Source organism: Paenibacillus sp. F4, from assembly GCF_002894905.1.
Taxonomy (GTDB): domain Bacteria; phylum Bacillota; class Bacilli; order Paenibacillales; family Paenibacillaceae; genus Paenibacillus; species Paenibacillus polymyxa_B.
The window spans coordinates 35,199-53,237 of sequence record NZ_POVS01000003.1 but is presented as its reverse complement, the minus strand read 5'-3'; the positions used below and the strand labels follow the sequence as shown (position 1 = coordinate 53,237).

The 18,039-nt window shown below is 46.2% G+C and carries 11 protein-coding genes and 2 riboswitches; of the genes, 8 read left to right on the top strand and 3 right to left on the bottom strand.

What is annotated here, in order from left to right; translation table 11 throughout:
- Positions 1–104 precede the first annotated feature (104 nt).
- The 4 genes from C1T21_RS00235 (at position 105) to C1T21_RS00220 (ending at position 8,022) form a co-directional block, all read left to right on the top strand.
- Complete coding sequence (locus tag C1T21_RS00235; protein ID WP_103046729.1) at positions 105–1,823, top strand: copper resistance CopC/CopD family protein; 1,719 nt, start codon at positions 105–107, stop codon at positions 1,821–1,823.
- A gap of 31 nt (positions 1,824–1,854) precedes the next feature.
- Entirely contained in the window at positions 1,855–2,604 is a 750-nt protein-coding gene (locus C1T21_RS00230) for a YcnI family copper-binding membrane protein (RefSeq protein ID WP_103046728.1), read from the top strand.
- Positions 2,605–3,043: 439 nt separating this feature from the next.
- Positions 3,044–6,535: an S-layer homology domain-containing protein gene (locus C1T21_RS00225; protein WP_103046727.1), complete on the top strand. Its 3,492-nt coding sequence runs from the start codon at positions 3,044–3,046 to the stop codon at positions 6,533–6,535.
- Between the two features lie 239 nt (positions 6,536–6,774).
- Positions 6,775–8,022 carry a stalk domain-containing protein gene (locus tag C1T21_RS00220; RefSeq protein ID WP_103046726.1) on the top strand — a complete coding sequence of 416 codons (1,248 nt, stop codon included), beginning with the start codon at positions 6,775–6,777 and terminating at the stop codon, positions 8,020–8,022.
- Positions 8,023–8,074: 52 nt separating this feature from the next.
- Here C1T21_RS00220 and C1T21_RS00215 read toward each other — a convergent pair whose 3' ends face one another.
- Positions 8,075–8,503 (bottom strand): winged helix-turn-helix transcriptional regulator, encoded by a 429-nt coding sequence (locus C1T21_RS00215; RefSeq protein ID WP_258012315.1) that lies wholly within the window; start codon positions 8,501–8,503, stop codon positions 8,075–8,077.
- Between the two features lie 189 nt (positions 8,504–8,692).
- Here C1T21_RS00215 and C1T21_RS00210 point away from each other — a divergent pair, with 189 nt between their 5' ends.
- The gene (locus C1T21_RS00210) at positions 8,693–9,367 is read left to right on the top strand and encodes an NAD(P)H-dependent oxidoreductase (protein ID WP_103046725.1); all 675 of its coding nucleotides are present in this window, start codon (positions 8,693–8,695) and stop codon (positions 9,365–9,367) included.
- A gap of 199 nt (positions 9,368–9,566) precedes the next feature.
- Entirely contained in the window at positions 9,567–10,718 is a 1,152-nt protein-coding gene (locus tag C1T21_RS28270; RefSeq protein WP_103046724.1) for a response regulator, read from the top strand.
- A 97-nt stretch (positions 10,719–10,815) separates the two neighbouring features.
- Here C1T21_RS28270 and C1T21_RS00200 read toward each other — a convergent pair whose 3' ends face one another.
- Together C1T21_RS00200 and C1T21_RS00195 are read right to left on the bottom strand one after the other, a co-directional pair.
- A complete protein-coding gene (locus tag C1T21_RS00200; protein ID WP_103046723.1) occupies positions 10,816–13,887 on the bottom strand; it encodes a hybrid sensor histidine kinase/response regulator in 3,072 nt (1,023 codons plus the stop codon).
- 147 nt (positions 13,888–14,034) lie between these two features.
- A complete protein-coding gene (locus C1T21_RS00195; RefSeq protein ID WP_103046722.1) occupies positions 14,035–15,291 on the bottom strand; it encodes a DUF445 domain-containing protein in 1,257 nt (418 codons plus the stop codon).
- Positions 15,292–15,876: 585 nt separating this feature from the next.
- Between C1T21_RS00195 and C1T21_RS00190 the strand changes: the two genes are divergently transcribed.
- Together C1T21_RS00190 and C1T21_RS00185 are read left to right on the top strand one after the other, a co-directional pair.
- Positions 15,877–16,752, top strand: coding sequence for an AraC family transcriptional regulator (locus C1T21_RS00190; protein WP_103046721.1), 876 nt, complete (start codon positions 15,877–15,879; stop codon positions 16,750–16,752).
- Positions 16,753–16,858: 106 nt separating this feature from the next.
- Positions 16,859–16,937: riboswitch (cyclic di-GMP riboswitch) on the top strand.
- 39 nt (positions 16,938–16,976) lie between these two features.
- Positions 16,977–17,057, top strand: a riboswitch (cyclic di-GMP riboswitch).
- A 12-nt stretch (positions 17,058–17,069) separates the two neighbouring features.
- The gene (locus C1T21_RS00185; protein ID WP_258012314.1) at positions 17,070–17,885 is read left to right on the top strand and encodes a transglutaminase-like domain-containing protein; all 816 of its coding nucleotides are present in this window, start codon (positions 17,070–17,072) and stop codon (positions 17,883–17,885) included.
- Positions 17,886–18,039 lie beyond the last annotated feature (154 nt).

Below are 18,039 nucleotides of genomic sequence, written 5' to 3'. Positions count from 1 at the left end.
GCTATATGCACTATGATTAAGATAGGAATGGGTTTGTCCGTATAAAATGTTACAAATGGGGATATCCTCGCTTCAAGTAATCGAGAGAAGGTGACTTCACAGGCATGTTGTACCTGTCCAGACCAGCCCGTGTGGCTTGTCTTTTATTGCTGTGTCTCCCCCTTCTGATCCTGTTTCCTCACTCTTCGTGGGCTCATGCATTTGTCATTGAATCCAGTCCGACCGAAAATCAGGTTTTGGACAAGTCGCCTTCTCAGGTGACCATCACCTTCAATGAAGATTTGCAATCTGCCTTCATGTCGATCAAAGTGACCGATGAAACAGGCAAGCGGGTCGACACAGGAAAAGCACAGCTTGACCCGAATCACAAAGCCACCATGGAAATCCAATTGATTCCAGGGGTGAAAAATGGAATTTACTCCGTCAATTGGAGAGCTTTATCCGCAGACGGACATCCGGTTAATGGAGTTATTCCATTTCAAGTAGGCAGCGGTTCCAATGCGCCTACCCATCAAGCTGCCGTATCTGAAGGCTCAGGGACATCACGAATCGACTTAATCGCTGTCCGTTGGTTTCTTTACATAGGACTATCGCTGCTTTTTGGAGCGATTTGTTTCCGGCTGTTCATCTTACCAAGCATAAGCCAAGACAAGAATCGAAGTGAACAGCATCAGCAAAATCAGCGGCCCTTTGACACATTGCCCCGCTGGACTAAGTTGCTATGGAGCGGCTACGGCATAACGTCTGCCGCCATTCTGATCAGCCTGCCCCTTCAGGCTTCATGGGATGCCGGGGTTTCCATCAGGGAGGGCTTCTCACTCCCGATTCTGGGAGAAGCTCTCCAATTTACTGGAGCCGGGCAAATTTGGTTTATCCAGATGATTCTCGTGCTGCTCCTAAGCGTAACGCTGATTTACGCGCTGGATTACAGCATTTCGGATCGCCAGCGCCGTCTTTGGGGCTACAGCTCAGCTCTCCTAACGCTATGCCTCATGCTGTCCAAAGCCTTTGTCGGTCATCCGGCAGCGGCTACCCACCCAGCTCCGGCCATTGCGGCGGACTTTGTCCATCTCGCAGCAGCAGCTTTTTGGATCGGCTCACTTGCCGTCATGGTCGTGTGCCTGCCTGTTGCCGGAGCGGAGTTGCCCGTATCCGAGCGGGCAACTCTGCGGCAAGCCGCCCTGCGCCGCTTTGCCGGCTGGGGCATTGCTATGGTGGCAGCGCTACTTGCCACCGGTATATATGGAGCCGTGCTGTACATTCCGGCTCCCTCCATGCTGCTGAACACGTCCTATGGACTCGTTCTGCTCGGCAAGGCAGCGCTGCTGCTAGTCATGCTGGCCTTCGCGGCCAGCCAGTTCCGCAGCGCACGGCAAGCGGCGCCCAGCAAGCAAGCCGCCCGGGGATTGCGTGCCGAGGTGTCCGTCGGCCTGCTCGTGATGCTGTTGACCGCGGTGCTCACTCACCTGTCACCCGGCCAGGCACCTGCTGTACCGTTTGAGGAGACTCGCACTACGGGCGAATATAACGTTACACTTGCAGTCAGCCCTAATGCTGTGGGCAGCAATGAATTTAAGGTATCCGTTCAGGATAGCAAGGGTGCTGCCGTTTCAGGAATCCAGCAGGTTACATTAACGCTTACTCCAGCAGACCCTGACCAAGATCAACAGGAGTTTGTCCTGCCCGTGAAGCAGCAACAGCCATTCCGCAGTCAGGAATTGATGACCTCCGAAGGAACATGGGCGGTAAAAGTACATGCTCTGACGGCATCACTCGATGCGGTTGATGCTGAATTCACCCTGCATGTAGGCGGTAAAAAATAATTATTTTATGTTTAAAAGGAGCGAATTGAATATGAATACAACGATTCAAACAGCAAAATCTAGATTTTCCAGGTTTGCGACCTCTGTGGGTCTAATTGCGGCGGGTGCCTTACTTTTTGCAGGTATGGCCAGTGCACATGTGACAGTCAAGCCTTCTGTTTCACAACCTAATGCGTGGGAAACGTACACATTGAAAGTACCCGTGGAAAAAAACATTCCAACCACCAAAGTCGCCTTGAAAATTCCGAAAGAGGTCGTTTTCAAACAATACGAGCCTGTACCAGACTGGAAGGTAGCCACCGAAAAAGACAGCTCTGGCAAAGTAACCACCGTGACCTGGACGACTGAAAAAGACGGCATTCAAGCGGGTCAGTATCAGCGTTTCAGCTTTGTAGCGCAAAATGCAGACCAGAATACCGCAGCAGCCTGGGACGCCTTCCAGTATTACAGTGACGGAAGTATCGTGGAATGGACAGGTGACGAAGGAAGTAATAATCCACATTCCATTACCGAAATCACGGCGGATGCCACATCCGCAACTCCTGCCCCTGCCGCAGACAGCGGACACGATTCGGCGGGTACGGCAGCAGGTCACGCGAGCACAGATACGACTAAAGATAGCAGCAGCCCCGCACCTGCTTCGAACAATGCTGTAGAAGCTGCACCTGCCGCTTCTGTTCCAGCCAGTTCTGCTGCACAAACGACAGCTCTCGTCCTCTCGATCATTGCAGTCGTTCTTGGTGCCGCAGCTGTTGGTATTGCACTCAAGCGCCGCAAGTAATCTAAAATTGTTCTGATTACTGTTTTCCAACAACCATTGACGGCTTGAGGCCGTCAATGGTTGTTTTTTGATCTTACAATATGGTTGAAATACATTCGACGTGACTGTAACGAGATATGCTGATAAAGCCTGTTCTGCATTTTTGTAGAGATTTTGTAGAGATTCATTTGTTACGATCAGGCATGTTCGCAAGGTGTAGAAATTAGTACTTTTGTATCAGATTACGACGGGGAGGGACAACAATAGGAACAGAATAAAACATCGTTATCGTTTAGATGGATAACACGTATCGAAGCAGTCTGGAATCGTTTTAGAAAATTGAGATTAAACAGGACAAAAGTAGTGACATCGCTCTTGCCGTATTCGTTGACAGAGTGATATGGACGAGCTATAAGCAGCGAATCCGAGTGATCGGAAAAGAGAGGAGATCGTAGTAGCTATGAATTGGAGTAATCAAAAGAACAAATTATCTTTGCCGATGTCGATCTTGATTGCCGTGCAGGCGTTTTCCTTTACCCCCGCATCTCACGCTGAGAGTGCGAATGTCAATCTGCTTGCAAATGGCAGTTTTGAAGAGCCGGCTTATTCCAGTACCAATTGGTACATAGTTAAAGATTCTAATCCATCTATAGCATGGAAAACATCCGCGCCAGACCACAATATTGAAATATGGTCACATTCTAACGGTGGAGTATCCGCATATAACGGGCAGCAACATGCAGAGTTGAATGCCTATTATGATTCTACCTTGTATCAGGATGTCGAGACAACGCCTGGTCAAGTGCTGGTCTGGCATCTATCCCACAGAGGGAATCGAGGAACAGATGTGATGAAGCTGCAGATGGGAGCTCCCGCAACTTTCACACAACCGTCGGGGAAAACTACTTTATCCGTATCAGAAATCAGCGGCACCAATATTACCTATACGAAGACAACAAACAGTACAGGAACTTCGACACTCAACAGCCCATATTCGAATTCGTTTACGATGTCTGACGGAAACACGGAGTGGGGCTACTATACAGGTTACTATATCGTGCCTGAAGGTCAAACGACGACCCGCTTCGCTTTCACAGCCGTATCTTCTGCTACAGGCGCTGCCAACACTGGAAATTTTATGGATGATGTTTTCTTTGGTACGGCCGGGACTCCGCCTGTTGCAACGGATGTTAGCATCACCGGTACTGCACAGGCAGGACAAACGGTAACGGGAAGCTACACCTACTCGGATGCCGAAGGTGATTTAGAAAACGTAACCGGGTCGGTATATCAATGGTATAGCGGCAGCCAAAGCGACGGCAGTGACAAGACGCCGATTACTGGAGCAACAGGCTTGACCTATACGATCACCAATGCGGATAGCGGTAAGTATCTGTTCTTTGAAGTAACGCCCAAGGCGCAGGCGGGCACTCCAACAGGAGTCTCGGTTGTAAGCTTGGGGTTGACCGTCATAGACAAACGTGCGCTGCAGAATGAGATAGATCTGTTTGATAGCTTAATAGAGACAGACTATACTTCGGAAAGCTGGGCAGGGTACAAGGAGAAGCTGGATGCTGCGAAAGTAGTATTTGAGAATCCGAATGTCTCTCAATTGGTAGTAGATGAAGCACGGAGAGCTCTGGAAACCGCCAGAAAAGAACTAGTAAATCCATTTTCTGATAGCTTGAAAATCACCGAACCGAGCGGGGACACCGTGAAAATCCGTAAACCGGAGGTTAAAGGGGTCGTCGAGGTTCGTTCAGAGGTTTCAGTAGTCATTAAAGATGCAAAAGGCAACGAGGTTCCAAACGCAGGTGGCATTGCCACTGTGGATGAAAACGGCAATTGGTCGTTTACACCGAGTGTAGACCTTGAGGATGGCGGCTACACAGTTGAGGTTACTGCCGTCAAAGACGGCAAGAAGGCGACGAAAGAAAAAGATTTGACGGTATCTGCTTCAGGGCCTGCGTTGAGCATTAATGAGCCAAGCGATTCAACGGTTACCGAGTCCAAGCCCGCGTTTACGGGCGTAACCGAGCCGGAAACGAAAATTTTGGTGGAATTGAAGGATGAGAACGGCCATGTGATTGAGACCAGAGAAGTGGAAATAGACAGCAATGGAAACTGGAGCTTTATCCCGTCAACGGAATTACCGGACGGAACATATACTGTCGATGTAACAGCAGTGAAGGGTGAAAAAGTGTCCAAGGCTTCCAAGACTATTGTTGTAGACTCGGTAGTGGACGAGTCGTCACAGCTCAGCAGCCTTGAGTTAAAGGGCTCGGATGGAACATCGATCGGGTTGTCTCCAGCTTTTAACGGAACTACGTATAACTACACCGCTTCTACTGCAACGTACAGCGTGTATCTTACACCAACACTGGATTCACTTGTCGGTTTGGATCCGAACGCCAAGGTTGAAATTTCACTCAACAATGGCTCGTGGACGGATGCAGCTAACGGAACAGCAAGTGATAGTTTGCCATTGAATGAAGGTACAAACACGATTGTTGTTAAAGTAACGGCTAACGGCAGGGAAACCTTGTATACGCTGACCGTCTTCAGAGCATTTAAAGGTGGAAATAACAGCGGAAATGATGATGACGATGACGACAAAGACAGCAGTGGCAGTGGCAGTGGAAGCGGCGGCGGTGGCGGTGGCGGCGGAAGCACGACTCCAACGGTAACCCCAGAAACGCCAAAGAGTGCCCTCGACGTGACCTTGAACGGCAATGACAATCCGTTCGCAACCGGTACTGTATCGACTACAGGCGGTCGTACCGTAACATCGGTTAAGGGTAACCCGGACAAGCTGACCGATGCCGCATCGCAAGGTACAGCTCAAAAGCTGGCAATTCACTCGCCGAACGAAGGCGATATGACGGTAGACGGTTTAACAGCAGACAACCTTAAGCAATTGAGTGACAAAGGAGCAAGCCTGGAAGTCAGTAACCTGCTGGCGATCTATCCAGTACCTGCTGGGAAAATGAACTTGTCTTCCGTGGCTGATAAATTGGGCAATGCGGCGCTGAGCGATATTGGAGTTCGTATCGACATTAAACGTTCTGCGGAAGGCGTTATCACCTCCGCGAAGAGCAAGGCCGCCGCGACTGGTTATGAGCTGCTGGTGGATCCAGTTGATCTGGATCTGACGTTTAGTCGTGCCGGACAGACAATGAGATCCGACCAGTTGAACGGATATGCAGTGAAGTATATCGCTCTGCCGGAAGGCATCGATCCGAACCGGATTACAACAGGTGTCATCGTGAACCCGGATGGCAGCGTATATCACATGCCAACCGTAGTGACCAAGATCAACAACCGTTATTTTGCACAAATCAACGATCTGCGCAGCAACGGCACTTACTCGGTCATCTGGAATCCGCAGGATTTTGATGATGTGAAAACGCACTGGGGCAGAGAGGATGTCAATAATATCGCGGCAAGACTGGATCTGAAAGGAAACGGAAATAACACGTTTTCGCCAGATCGCAGTGTAACACGCTCCGAGTTCGCGGAGATCGTGGTCACGGGTCTGGGCCTGATGCGTCCGGATGCACCGCAACCATATTTCCCCGATGTATCGGCGTCCGCCTGGTATGAAAAAGCGGTCACCATTGCGAATGAATTTGATATCGTTCGCGGTTATGAAGACGGCAATTTCTATAGCGACAAGCAAATCACGAGAGAGCAGGGCTTCTCGATGATTGCCCGCGCGTACCGCCTAATCCAATCCGAAGCTGCGGCTGGTCAGGATACTTCTGCACTGTCCCAGTATGGAGATGGGGCAAGCGTATCGAACTGGGCCAAAGCGGATGTGGCACAATTAATTGAAGCAGGCATCATCCAAGGCAACGGTGCTAAGCTTAGCCCACAAGCCACGATGACGCGTGCGGAAGTGACGGCGCTGATTGCCAGAATGCTCAAGACGACCAATCTGATCGACAAGTAGCAAGAAAGACACTCCAACAACCATTGATGGCCTAATAGCCGTCAATGGTTGTTTTTTATTCCGTAAGAGTCTTTATCATGGTTGGAAACAAAACGTAATACCACGCTAAGATATACTCGGGTTCATCTCATCCTATTCATTTCACATTCACCTATCTATCATTTTTTTGGTAAAATGGTAGCAACCTCACGATTCTAGCATAATAGCTTTGCAATCTATTGAGCATAGGAGATCATAGGATGAAAATCGTAAATAAGGCTCTGTTATCTAGTGCTATTTTTCTGAGTACCGCAGCGGGCGTCTATAGTCCCTTGGCACAAGCCGAGGCTGGCAAGGTCAGCATTATGCTGGACGGATATCCGTTACCATTCCCCGTACAACCTGCCATGATGAACGGCACGACCATGGTTCCCTTTCGCGCTATTTCTGAGGCTCTCGGCATTACAGTGAAATGGGATCAAGCTAGCCAAAGCATCATCGCTACCAAAGCACAGGGCACTGCAACCAAGCGGGTGGTTCTAAAAATGGGTAGCCGCAATGCCACAGTAGACGGACAAACGGTTCAACTAACAGCCGCACCGCAAACCGTGCACGGCAGCACGATGATTCCGTTGGGCTTTTTCGGGCAGCAGTTTGGAGCCACGGTGAACTGGAACCAGGGAACACGGACAGTCTCCATTACATCGCCACGTGAAGCTATGTATACAGTAGGCTTCTATGCGCTGTCTTCCTTTGACCAAAAATCCAAAATACCGGATTTTAACGCAGTTGCCTTCGGCTGGAGTCGAATTGATACGAACGGACAATTTACGACAAACGGCAAGGAATACAAATGGCCTCAAGCCGCTGGAACCGTAACGCCGGAGTCCATTGTACAAGAGGCAGACAGCCAGGGGACTTCCCCTTACCTGATGGTCTATTCCGGAGATGGCAATCACGAGTTGACCAAGGTTTTGGAAAATGCGCAGCTTCAAGAACAAACCATTTCTCAAATCGTCAGCACCGCCACCGACAAACAATTTAAAGGCATTACGCTAGACCTGGAAGGATTGGGCTGGAGCGGCGATAAAGCCAAAGCGCGTTCAGACTACAACGCCTTTATTCAAAAGCTATCGGCCAAAGCGCATCAGGCCGGGCTCAAGCTCACCGTCGTTCTGCATCCATTGAACAGCTCTTACTCTGGCTATGACTACAAAACGCTGGGCAATCTGGCGGACGATCTGATCATCATGGCCTATGATTACGGACAAAAGGCTACGCCTGAGCCTTTGGATAAAGTGGATGAAGCCATACAACTGGCCTTGAAGGAAACCTCGCGGGACAAGCTCATTTTGGGGATTTCGATGGGTAGCGAAAAAGACAGCACCGTTAACGCCAAGATCGGTTTAGCCAAACGTTATGACCTCAAAGGAATCGCTATCTGGCGCTTGGGCATCATTGGAGAAACGGCCTGGGCGCAGATGAACGAAGCCATCGAGTTTAAATAAGTGTACATTTTATCTAAATAACCCAGACCTTATTCTGTCCGCTAATGATTTCTTATGCGTCTTCCATGAAATCATTTGGCGGGCTTTCTTCATGCCCTTTAACAAAAGTGCTGCCTAATTTGGAAGTTGTCGTCACGGGCTCGCAACCCTGTTCTCCATAGAAGATCCCCCAGTCTCTCATAAAATCCAGCAACGGCCTTAACGTATCTCCCAACGGTGTAAGCGAGTATTCCACACGCGGTGGGTTCTCATTATAAATTTCACGGTGCACAATTCCATCTTTCTCCAATTCACGCAACTGCAAGGTTAGCATCCGCTGTGTAATATTAGGCAAGGTCCGTCGAATTTCGTTATAGCGCCGCGGTCCTGTGGTCAAATGATACAAGATGACTCCCTTCCATTTGCCGCCTATAACCCCGACGGTTTTCGCTACCGGACATCCAAAATTAACGCTAACTGCATGTTCCATCTCCTGTGCCATGTATACCCCTTCTTTCTGTAGAATGTGTAAACCAATAGCCCCAGACGTATGACAAGGAACAAATATGTGCGTACTTGTTCCCTGCAAAAACTTTATATATGATAACTATATATTCGATATCAGCTCTCATTATAGTAGCAGAAAACCCATAGAGTACCAACTAAACCCATATCAAAAGGAGTACATTTTATGTCTAATACATCAGCTAAAAAACAAGAAATTCTGGACGCCTTTCTGTTCAGGCACGCCACGAAAGAATTCGATCCCAATCGCATCATACCAGAAGAGGATTTTCAGTTCATTCTCGAAACCGGGCGACTTTCTCCAAGCTCCGTTGGTTTTGAACCATGGCAGTTTGTAGTTGTACAAAATCAGGCATTGAGAGAAAAGCTGGCTGCAGTTTCCAGCGGCGGTCAAAAGCAGATTCCTGCGGCTAGCCACGTCGTCCTGATTTTGGCGCGCAAGGATGTTCGTTATGATTCTCCTTACGTAGAGTATATGTATAAAGAGGTTAAAGGTATGTCTGAGGAGGACTTTGCCTCACTGACAGGCCGCTATAAGATTTTCCAGGGTGAAAATCAACGCTTACTGGAAAACGAACGTACGTTATTTGACTGGGCTTCCAAGCAAACCTACATTGCCTTAGGCAATATGATGACAGCGGCGGCTCAGATCGGTATTGATTCCTGTCCAATTGAGGGCTTTAACTACGATCAGGTGCATGCCATTTTGGAGGAAGAAGGACTGCTGGAGAACGGGCTGCTCGATATTTCAGTCATTGCTGCCTTCGGTTATCGCGCTCATGAACCCAAGCGGGAAAAATCCAGACAACCGCTGGAAAAGATCACACGTTGGGTTCTGTAAATATACGTCCAATACTGTTATTCAAGCTTTAAGTTTAGTACATTCTAACAGGCGGGCTTGCGATCATCCATCTTAACGATGGTCCATCGCAGCCCGCCTTTTTATTTTAATTTTTTGCTTCTACAACTTTTTGCTTATAGCCGCAGCCAAGTTATCCTATATAATAAGATGTATCTGCCTAAAAAGGAGTAAAGCACACGTGGAAAAATCAAAGAAATTGACAAGGATTGTTATTGTCGATGATGAAGAGTTAGCTTTGGATTATATGAAGCGTCTGCTTGGCAAGTTACAAGGCATACATATTGCAGGAGCTTTTACGAATCCGTTCGTGGCTAAGGACTATATTCTACTTGATAATATAGACATAGCCTTTTTGGATGTAAGACTTCCCGAGATCAGTGGAATTGAATTAGCAAATCAAATTTTGGAGCACAAACCCCATATTCACATTGTATTTGTTACGGCTTACGATAAGTACGCTATCCAGGCCTTCGAGCTTAATGCGCTGGATTATCTGCTCAAACCGGTCACGACAGAACGTCTCATCAAAACCATGAATCGCATTCTAAAGCTTGACGATCAAGCTACCTCCATCCCTGAGGATCAGCCTTCCCTTCTTCATTTACAGGTTTTTCAACATATCGTCTTCACATTGCCGGATCAGCAGTCCACTGTTCTTAAATGGAGGACCAAAAAGACTCAGGAGTTGTTTTTGTACCTGCTCCAAAATCATGACCAATGGGTTCGCAAATCAGTCTTGATTGAATTACTATGGCCGGAATATGAAGAAGATAAAGCCTACTCTCTTTTATATACTGCGGCTTATTACATTAGAAAAACGATAGCGCCATATCATTCCTTTTTAGATATTTCCAACACTAATGGTGGTTATATTTTGCATACGCAAAACGTCCTGTTAGATACAGAAAGATGGGAGTCCCTCTTGGCATCGGCTCCACAGATGAACAGGGAATCTATCCCCTATTATGTAAAAATGATGGAGCTTTACAAAGGGGACTATTTACAGGAATATGATTTTTGGTGGGTTGAAAGTGAACGCCAAAGACTGCATAAAATGTGGTTATCCACAGCATTAAAAATGGCAGAGTGGTATAGAGGGAACGCCCAGCCAGAAGAGGCGGTCTCTATTTATGAGGGCATCTGTAGTCGTCACCCCCAAGCTGAGGAAGCCTACTGGGGATTAATGAAAATCTATGCTGATATGAACAAAAATAGCTCAGTTAACAAGTGGTATAATTTGTTATCATCCGTCTTATGGGAAGAACTTCATGAGAAGCCCAATGAACAAATTACGAATTGGTTTATAGAGTGGCAAATGGCACATGCCTAGTCTCACGGCCAGAGTCATTCTCCGGACCCGTAGAACCCCATCAGAACCGGCACTTGCTGCGCCTCGTTCTGTATAGAGGTCCTACGGGACAGAGATATTAAGTTTCTTGCCTTTGTGCCCGGGGAACATGGAAGCTCACCGTTGTACCCTGATTGGAATGACTACTAATATACAGCCCCTTACCGAATACTTGCTTCAGACGTCGGTCCGTATTCCGTAATCCAATACCGCTATACTGTTCTTGTTGAGGATCCAGCAGACGATCCAGCTCCTCCTGACTCATGCCCACACCATCATCCATAATGGCTATTTCTGTGCCATCCTCCTGCTGCTGAATTCGAATACACAATGTTCCTCCATTTATCCGATTCATGATACCATGCCTGATCGCATTTTCCGCAAGTGGCTGAATGGATAACGGCGGCAGTAGTAAGGATACCTGTTCGTCTACTTCCCATACAATATCTAGTCTACTCCCAAAACGCTCCTTCTCTATATAAAGATAGGATTTTAGGAGAGCAAGCTCATAGTCCAGTGATACGACTCTATCAAGATTTTGAGGATTGAAGCTTGATTTTAAATATTTACCGAACTCTTCAATAAGATTCACCATTCTGGTGTGATCCACATGACTTAGGGATGCAATAGTATTCAAGGTATTAAACAAAAAGTGGGGTCTGATCTGCGCCTGTAACCATGCCGCCTCCATCCAAAGCCGTTCCCTTGCGGACTTTTTAACATCAGTCAAAGCACGGACCCTGGATTTCAATTCCATGGAATCTACAGGCTTCATAATATAATCGTTGGCCCCAGCAAGAAATCCCGTATATAAGTCCTCCTGCTGACTACGTGCCGTCAACAGCAACACAGGCAGCTCGGAAATGCTAAAGTATTCCCTCACACGCCGAGTTAACTCATAACCCGACATTTGGGGCATCATGACATCAGCTATAATTAAATCCCATTCCCGGTGATCCAGCCTATGCAGGGCATCCTGGGCACTGGTTACAGTGACAAGGTCGTAAGGCTCCGATTCCGAAGCGAGAATGCCCTCTAACACCCTTAAATTAACCGGATCATCATCTACTGCGAGTATGGCAGACCGTGCAGAGCCTGCCGCAACCTGCATCACAGCTTCATTCTGGACAGCTATAAAAGCAGTACCTGCTTCTTCATCCATACACACCTGCTCGCTATCTCGTGATTCGTCTGGGATAGGTGAGGGATCGAGCGGTAGTGTGAAAGAAAAGGTTGAGCCTTGACCAAGTTTAGAGCTTACACTCAGAGATCCCCCATGAAGCTCCACCAATTGCTTGCTGATGCTCAACCCTAGTCCAAGCCCATCCCCAATAACCGTCAAATGAGAATTTCCTTGTTCATATGGACGAAATATTCGCTTTTGCGTATCCTCATCCATCCCAACGCCAGTGTCGCGAACCTGAATACTGGCCATTTCACCTTGGATGTGTGCGTGAACGGAAATGGTCCCCTCAGCAGTATGTTTAACCGCATTGTGAAGGAGATTGAACAGGATTTGGATTACTCGGTTTTCATCCGCTAATACATTTGGAAAATCAGCAGGGATGTTGACCACCATGTTTAGAGGCTTACCATCTGTCATGAATTGGAGCATATCCAACACACCCGAGGCTACAGCCTGGGGCTTCAAGCTTCTTTTTTCCAGAAGAATATCCTTTTCACGCAGACGTGTAACATCCAGCAAATCATTCAATAATAAGGACATACGGCGACCGACCGTAACGAGCAATTGCATGTTTCTCCTGTTGGGTTCATCCAGGACGCCGCCCTGATTCTCCAGCACGGTCTGTGCTATATTGATCATCCCATGCAGAGGATTTCGCAGCTCATGAGAGGTGTTGGCCAAAAATTCATTTTTCACCTGATCAGCGCGCTGCAATCTGTCCGACAGCCTTCTCAGCTCGGCATTCGTATTAAAAAACCGTTTGAACCAATAGGATGCAAACGCCACAAACGCCAGCACTATATCCCAAGGGTAATAGGGGAGGTCATTCGTTTTGAACACGCCCCACAGTATGCTGGAAGCAATGCTAAGGGATGCCAGCAACAGAAAAATAGCCTCTTTTTGCCCTCTGAATGTTCTAAGAAAGGTAAATGTTGGAACCGTAACACATAGGGTAATGCCTGAAAATGCGATAAGAGCCAACAAAAATGCGTAAAGGTTGGATGTAGATGCAAATAAAACCGTAACCGCAAAACAACAGTGGCCTATAAAAACAATCTGAATGATGCGGGATCGAACCAACAGAGACTGCACCAGCTTCAGTACACACATACCTATTCCTATATAGGAAAGTATGGTTATTTTTAACGAAAGACTCAAACTGATGGGGAACCAGTCTATTAAAAGCTTGTCATCGTCTGTCAGGATGGATAATACCGTGCAGACTACAATTCCCGCAAAATACAGAAGCGCCTTCTTTTTTGGATTCATAAAAAATATAACGACTACATACAACCCGTGAAGCAGCAAAATAATACAAACCATAATTTGCATCGAGATCGCGAAGTTGGTTCGGCTATTCACAGCCTCCGCGCTTCCGAAAATGATTGGCTTCACAATTCCTCCGCTGGCGGAAAAATCAAAATTGGATACCTGGATGACAATCTCCATGGCCTGCCTGTTCGTATCAAACATAGCAGAGAACGGAACGGTTGATCCTGTATGCTGTTCGACCTTGCTAGAGACCTGGCCACTATGACTTACTAAACGGCCGTTGACAAATATGTTGGATGCCGTACTAATTCTCCCGATCCGAAGTCCGTATAAAGTGTCTTCCTGTTTGTCACTCAAAATAAGCAGCCGATAGGTTCCAACCCCATATGCCTTATGATCCACAGGAGATACGGACTCACTCCATAATCCTGGTACCTGAATGGTCTGGCGCTGCTTCTGCATAAATAAGGATTTCAGTTCGGCAGGAGAAGATAAAGTTCCAGGATAAAACTCCCACTCACCATTTAATGGTAGGGTCTTTATCTCCTGCAAATTCAGGCCCCTCAGATCTAGGATTCCCGCCTTGGCCCGGGGATAATCCTGATTGTGGTAATAATCAAACCACAGCAAACGCAGGCCGATAATTACGATCAGGAATGACAGCGTAATTAAAAAAAATCTCCGCTTACTCATCCACTTGTCATCCGGTACCATACATCAACACAACTCTGCCGGGCTCTCATTTGAACCAGCAGCATTGGATGGTAACCAATCCTCATAGTTTCACAACCTTTATCTACACAATTTTCACTCTTCGTTCCTCTGCACAGATTGTCCGTGCTATTCAAGCAACATACGAACCCCGGTAAGCACAATTCCAATCAGAAAGCCTGTAAGCGCACCGTTAATCCGTATCCATTGTAAATCCTGTCCCAGCTTGTCCTCCATTAAAGCAATCAGTGAAGCATCATCCATTTTATTCACATTTTCACGGACCAGATTACCAATTTGGCTGTGGTTTGCTTCCACTACTCCGGTAATACCTGCTACGATCCACAAATTGATCTTGTCCAGCAGCTCCGTATTTCTCCATAAATCAGACAGCATTTGATCCAGTAAAGGTACAATGTATGTCGTTACATAACTGGCGTCCTCCATATAATCCAGCAGATGACGGCGCAGCTCTTCGAGCTTCCCTGATATAGCTGCATCACCTTCCCAAGAATCAATAAAGGTGTTTTTCCAGTGATTCAGCCCCTCCCTGACCGTATCTTTGGCTGCCAGATTGATCAGCTGTGTGTTGATACCATCCAGGACGGCCTGACGACGCGGATGTCCTTCATATTGAAGCTCTGCTACGCGGTCCAGCAAAAAGTGACGAATCATCTCGCCCATACGCTCCTCATTCAAATAGCCAAGGAAGGCGTTCAGGGCAAACTGCATGAGCCCGCTGACCTGCAAGCCGCTAACAGCCTGCATCCCCAGGGTGCCAAGTATACCCCCGGTGTCTGACCGCAGCAGCCAGGACTCCGTCTGCTCCAGTGCATAATCCAACGCCCGTTGGTCATACTTCCGCTCACCAGCTTGCCGGGCGAGTGCCTCTAGCAATGGCCCCATATCGAATTCAGTCGCCTGCCTCTTAATCCCGGTCGCGATCACCGGGGCCAGCTCCGCCAGCGGAAGCGAGCGGACAAGTCGCTTGGCAAGGACATCTATGAAAGTGACCGCTTCGGGCGTGCGTATTCCTTTTTCCACGCTTTTCAGCACCAGCTCGGCCAGCCGAATATCGGCAATTTTAGATGCAATACTTTCTTTATGAAGTAAATTGTTTTCGACCGTGTTAACCAAGGCATCGGTCAGCTTTCCCCGATTTTTGGGGAGAAGCGCTGTGTGTGGAATCGGAATGCCCAGCGGATGACGGAATAACGCGGTTACGGCAAACCAATCTGCCAATCCTCCAACAAGTCCAGCTTCAAAAGATCCAGCCAAAAGACGGGCCCAGCCAAATTGTTGAAAAGGTAACGTAGCAGCAAAGCCCGCTCCCATCATAACAAGTGACCAAGCTGCTGCGGTTTTCGTGTTTTTCGTTTTTCCCATCCTGTAATCCTCCAAACTGACTGTAGAATTTGTTTCATTACATCTGTAGTACCATCATATCATTGCCTGTACAGATACCAAAGGTCACTATACTCTATTGTCAACAAATTGCATGATATTTAGAATTTGCACATTAACATAAATTGAGTTCACATAGCCACACTTATCCATTCATGTTCGTGAACAAAATCACAACATTAAAGCTACTACTATTTTCTAACAAAGTGAGCCCTTTGAATCATTTTGTCGAAATATAGTCCCATTTTTCATGAAACCGAAAGGATATGTGCCTCAAAAAGTGGAATTGCAAGACTATGATATATTCATTAAATAGAGACCAGCCATTTACATTTTCTTCCTTCAAATCACCAAGTTAACGGATTAAATCCTGGAAGAATCCCGTCCTTTTCACATAGCTGTTTGCTGGTTATATTTGTTATATATTGTATAGTTCTAATCGCTACATGAATATACTTTAATGTGATAAAATAACCTTTGTAAATGGGAACTCCTGTTTTAAAAGGATATTCGTTAAACAAACTACAATTGTCTTACTAAAATTGTTCTTTTGTAAAGGAATTGGATATGACAACAAACCAAAAAAATGCCCAGTGTGTCTGGAGCGAAGATCCAGTTGCAATTATATGTACACCCTCTGCTTTCGCTAAGAAATCCCTCTTTTATATACAGGAGATAGGCTATTTCAAAACAGATGCTTATGAAATGGAACGGCAAAAGCTCACCTCTTTTTTGCTCCTTTTTACCCTGTCCGGGAGAGGGGAATTGCACTACCGGGACAAGGATTATATATTGAGACCTCATGATATGCTTTTTATTAATTGCGAAGAATATGTACAGTACAAAACTTCCTGTCAGAAGACATGGGAGTTTATTAGTGTGAATCTATATGGCAATCTTATTGACCATTTCTACGAACAATTCGATAAACACAATAAGCCTGTAATTTCACTAAAGGATTCAAGTGTAGTATCGGACAAGCTGCGCACCTTATTAAAGGTACAGCCAGAAAGAAGCATATCCTCTGAACTGCTCTCATCCAGGCTAATCGTTGACTTGTTAACGATTATTTTACAGCACCCCTACACCAATCCCAACGCGAATTCAGATGGAACCGCAGAGGTGCGCAAGGTAAAGCAATATCTGGATCAATCCTATTGTGAACGGATTACGCTGGATTCGCTAGCAGACATGTTCGAACTGAACAAGTTCAACCTGGCTAAAAACTTTAAAAAACAGATTGGCTTTTCCCCTATTGAGTATCTTATCAATGTTCGTATCACCGCTGCTCAAGGCTGGCTTAAAACTAGTGATGTAGCTATTGTGGACATCGCACAATATGTGGGCATTCCCAACACAAGTCATTTTATCAATCTGTTCAAAGAGCACATTGGAGAAACCCCTCATTCCTATCGCAAAAAATGGGGAAATCGAATGAAATAGGCCTTATGTATAATCTGCAAGTTTGGTTTGTCGATAAATAGGGAAATTTGTGATTTAAACTTGCCTAATAGAGTACCTAACTGATAGAATAAGAATATAAGCTATTCAGGATAAATGGCAAACTTGTCGAAAGGCAAGGACGCAAAGCTACAGGGCCTTCTGTATGATGGCAGCCAGCTACCGGTTGAAGTGGCTTTTTGTCGTGCTTTTTTACCGGAAAACTTTATACGAAATGGCAAACCTGTCGAAAGGCAGGGACGCAAAGCTATAGGGCCTTCTATTATGATGGCAGCCTGGCCACCGAAAGGAAGTTTTTTATGGGGAAAATGATATTTTCCGCACTTCTCCTACTTTTCATGCTGTCCACAACACTCTTAAATTCGACAATTTACGCTGCTGATAGTGATAGTGTTGCATGGTTGGATCAAAACAATGTAAATCATGGAACAGTCAGTGTGCGTTACCCTGTTAAACCTAACGTTAAAACCAAGATTTTGGTTACCAAAGATGCGCAAAAATACTCTTATAATCTGACACCCGGAAAATCCGAGGAAGTATTTCCTCTCCAGATGGGTAATGGGAACTATAGCATTAGTATTCTGGAACAGCTTAGTGGTAATCAATATAAAGTGATCGGACAAGATACGATCGAGTTAAAGCTAAATGATAGCAAAGCGGTATATCTCAATTCCGTTCAAAATATTGACTGGAGCGGTACTAATCAAGCGATTCAAAAAGCCCGTGAATTAACCAAAGGTGCAACAACGGATCTCGAGAAGCTTCAAAAAATTCATGACTACGTCATTAGTCATATCAAGTATGACTCCAACCAGGCCTTCGCCTTAACGACTGACTATCTGCCGCAAATTGATCGTACGTTAAGCTCGCAAAAAGATATTTGCTATGGTTATGCTTCACTGATGGCTGCTATGTTACGAAGTGTAGATGTACCAACCAAACTGGTTATGGGCAAATCTTCCTACGTAGACACCTACCATGCCTGGAATGAGGTTTACATCGACAATCAGTGGGTCGTCGTAGACACTACAGTAGATGCAGCACTGTATAAGGGTAAACAAAAATTCGAAATGATCAAAGATTCCTCCAAATACATTAAAACAAAGCAGTATTAATATCAATGTTTTTATTAATATTATTATTTTAAAAAATAAAAAGCGAAGAAGTAAAACCTCATTCTTTGTAGAGCCTTGATCACATGATCAAGGCTCTTTTTCTATCCTTGTTGAGAAATTGTTGAGATGTGACATGTATTCTAATCCAGAAAGA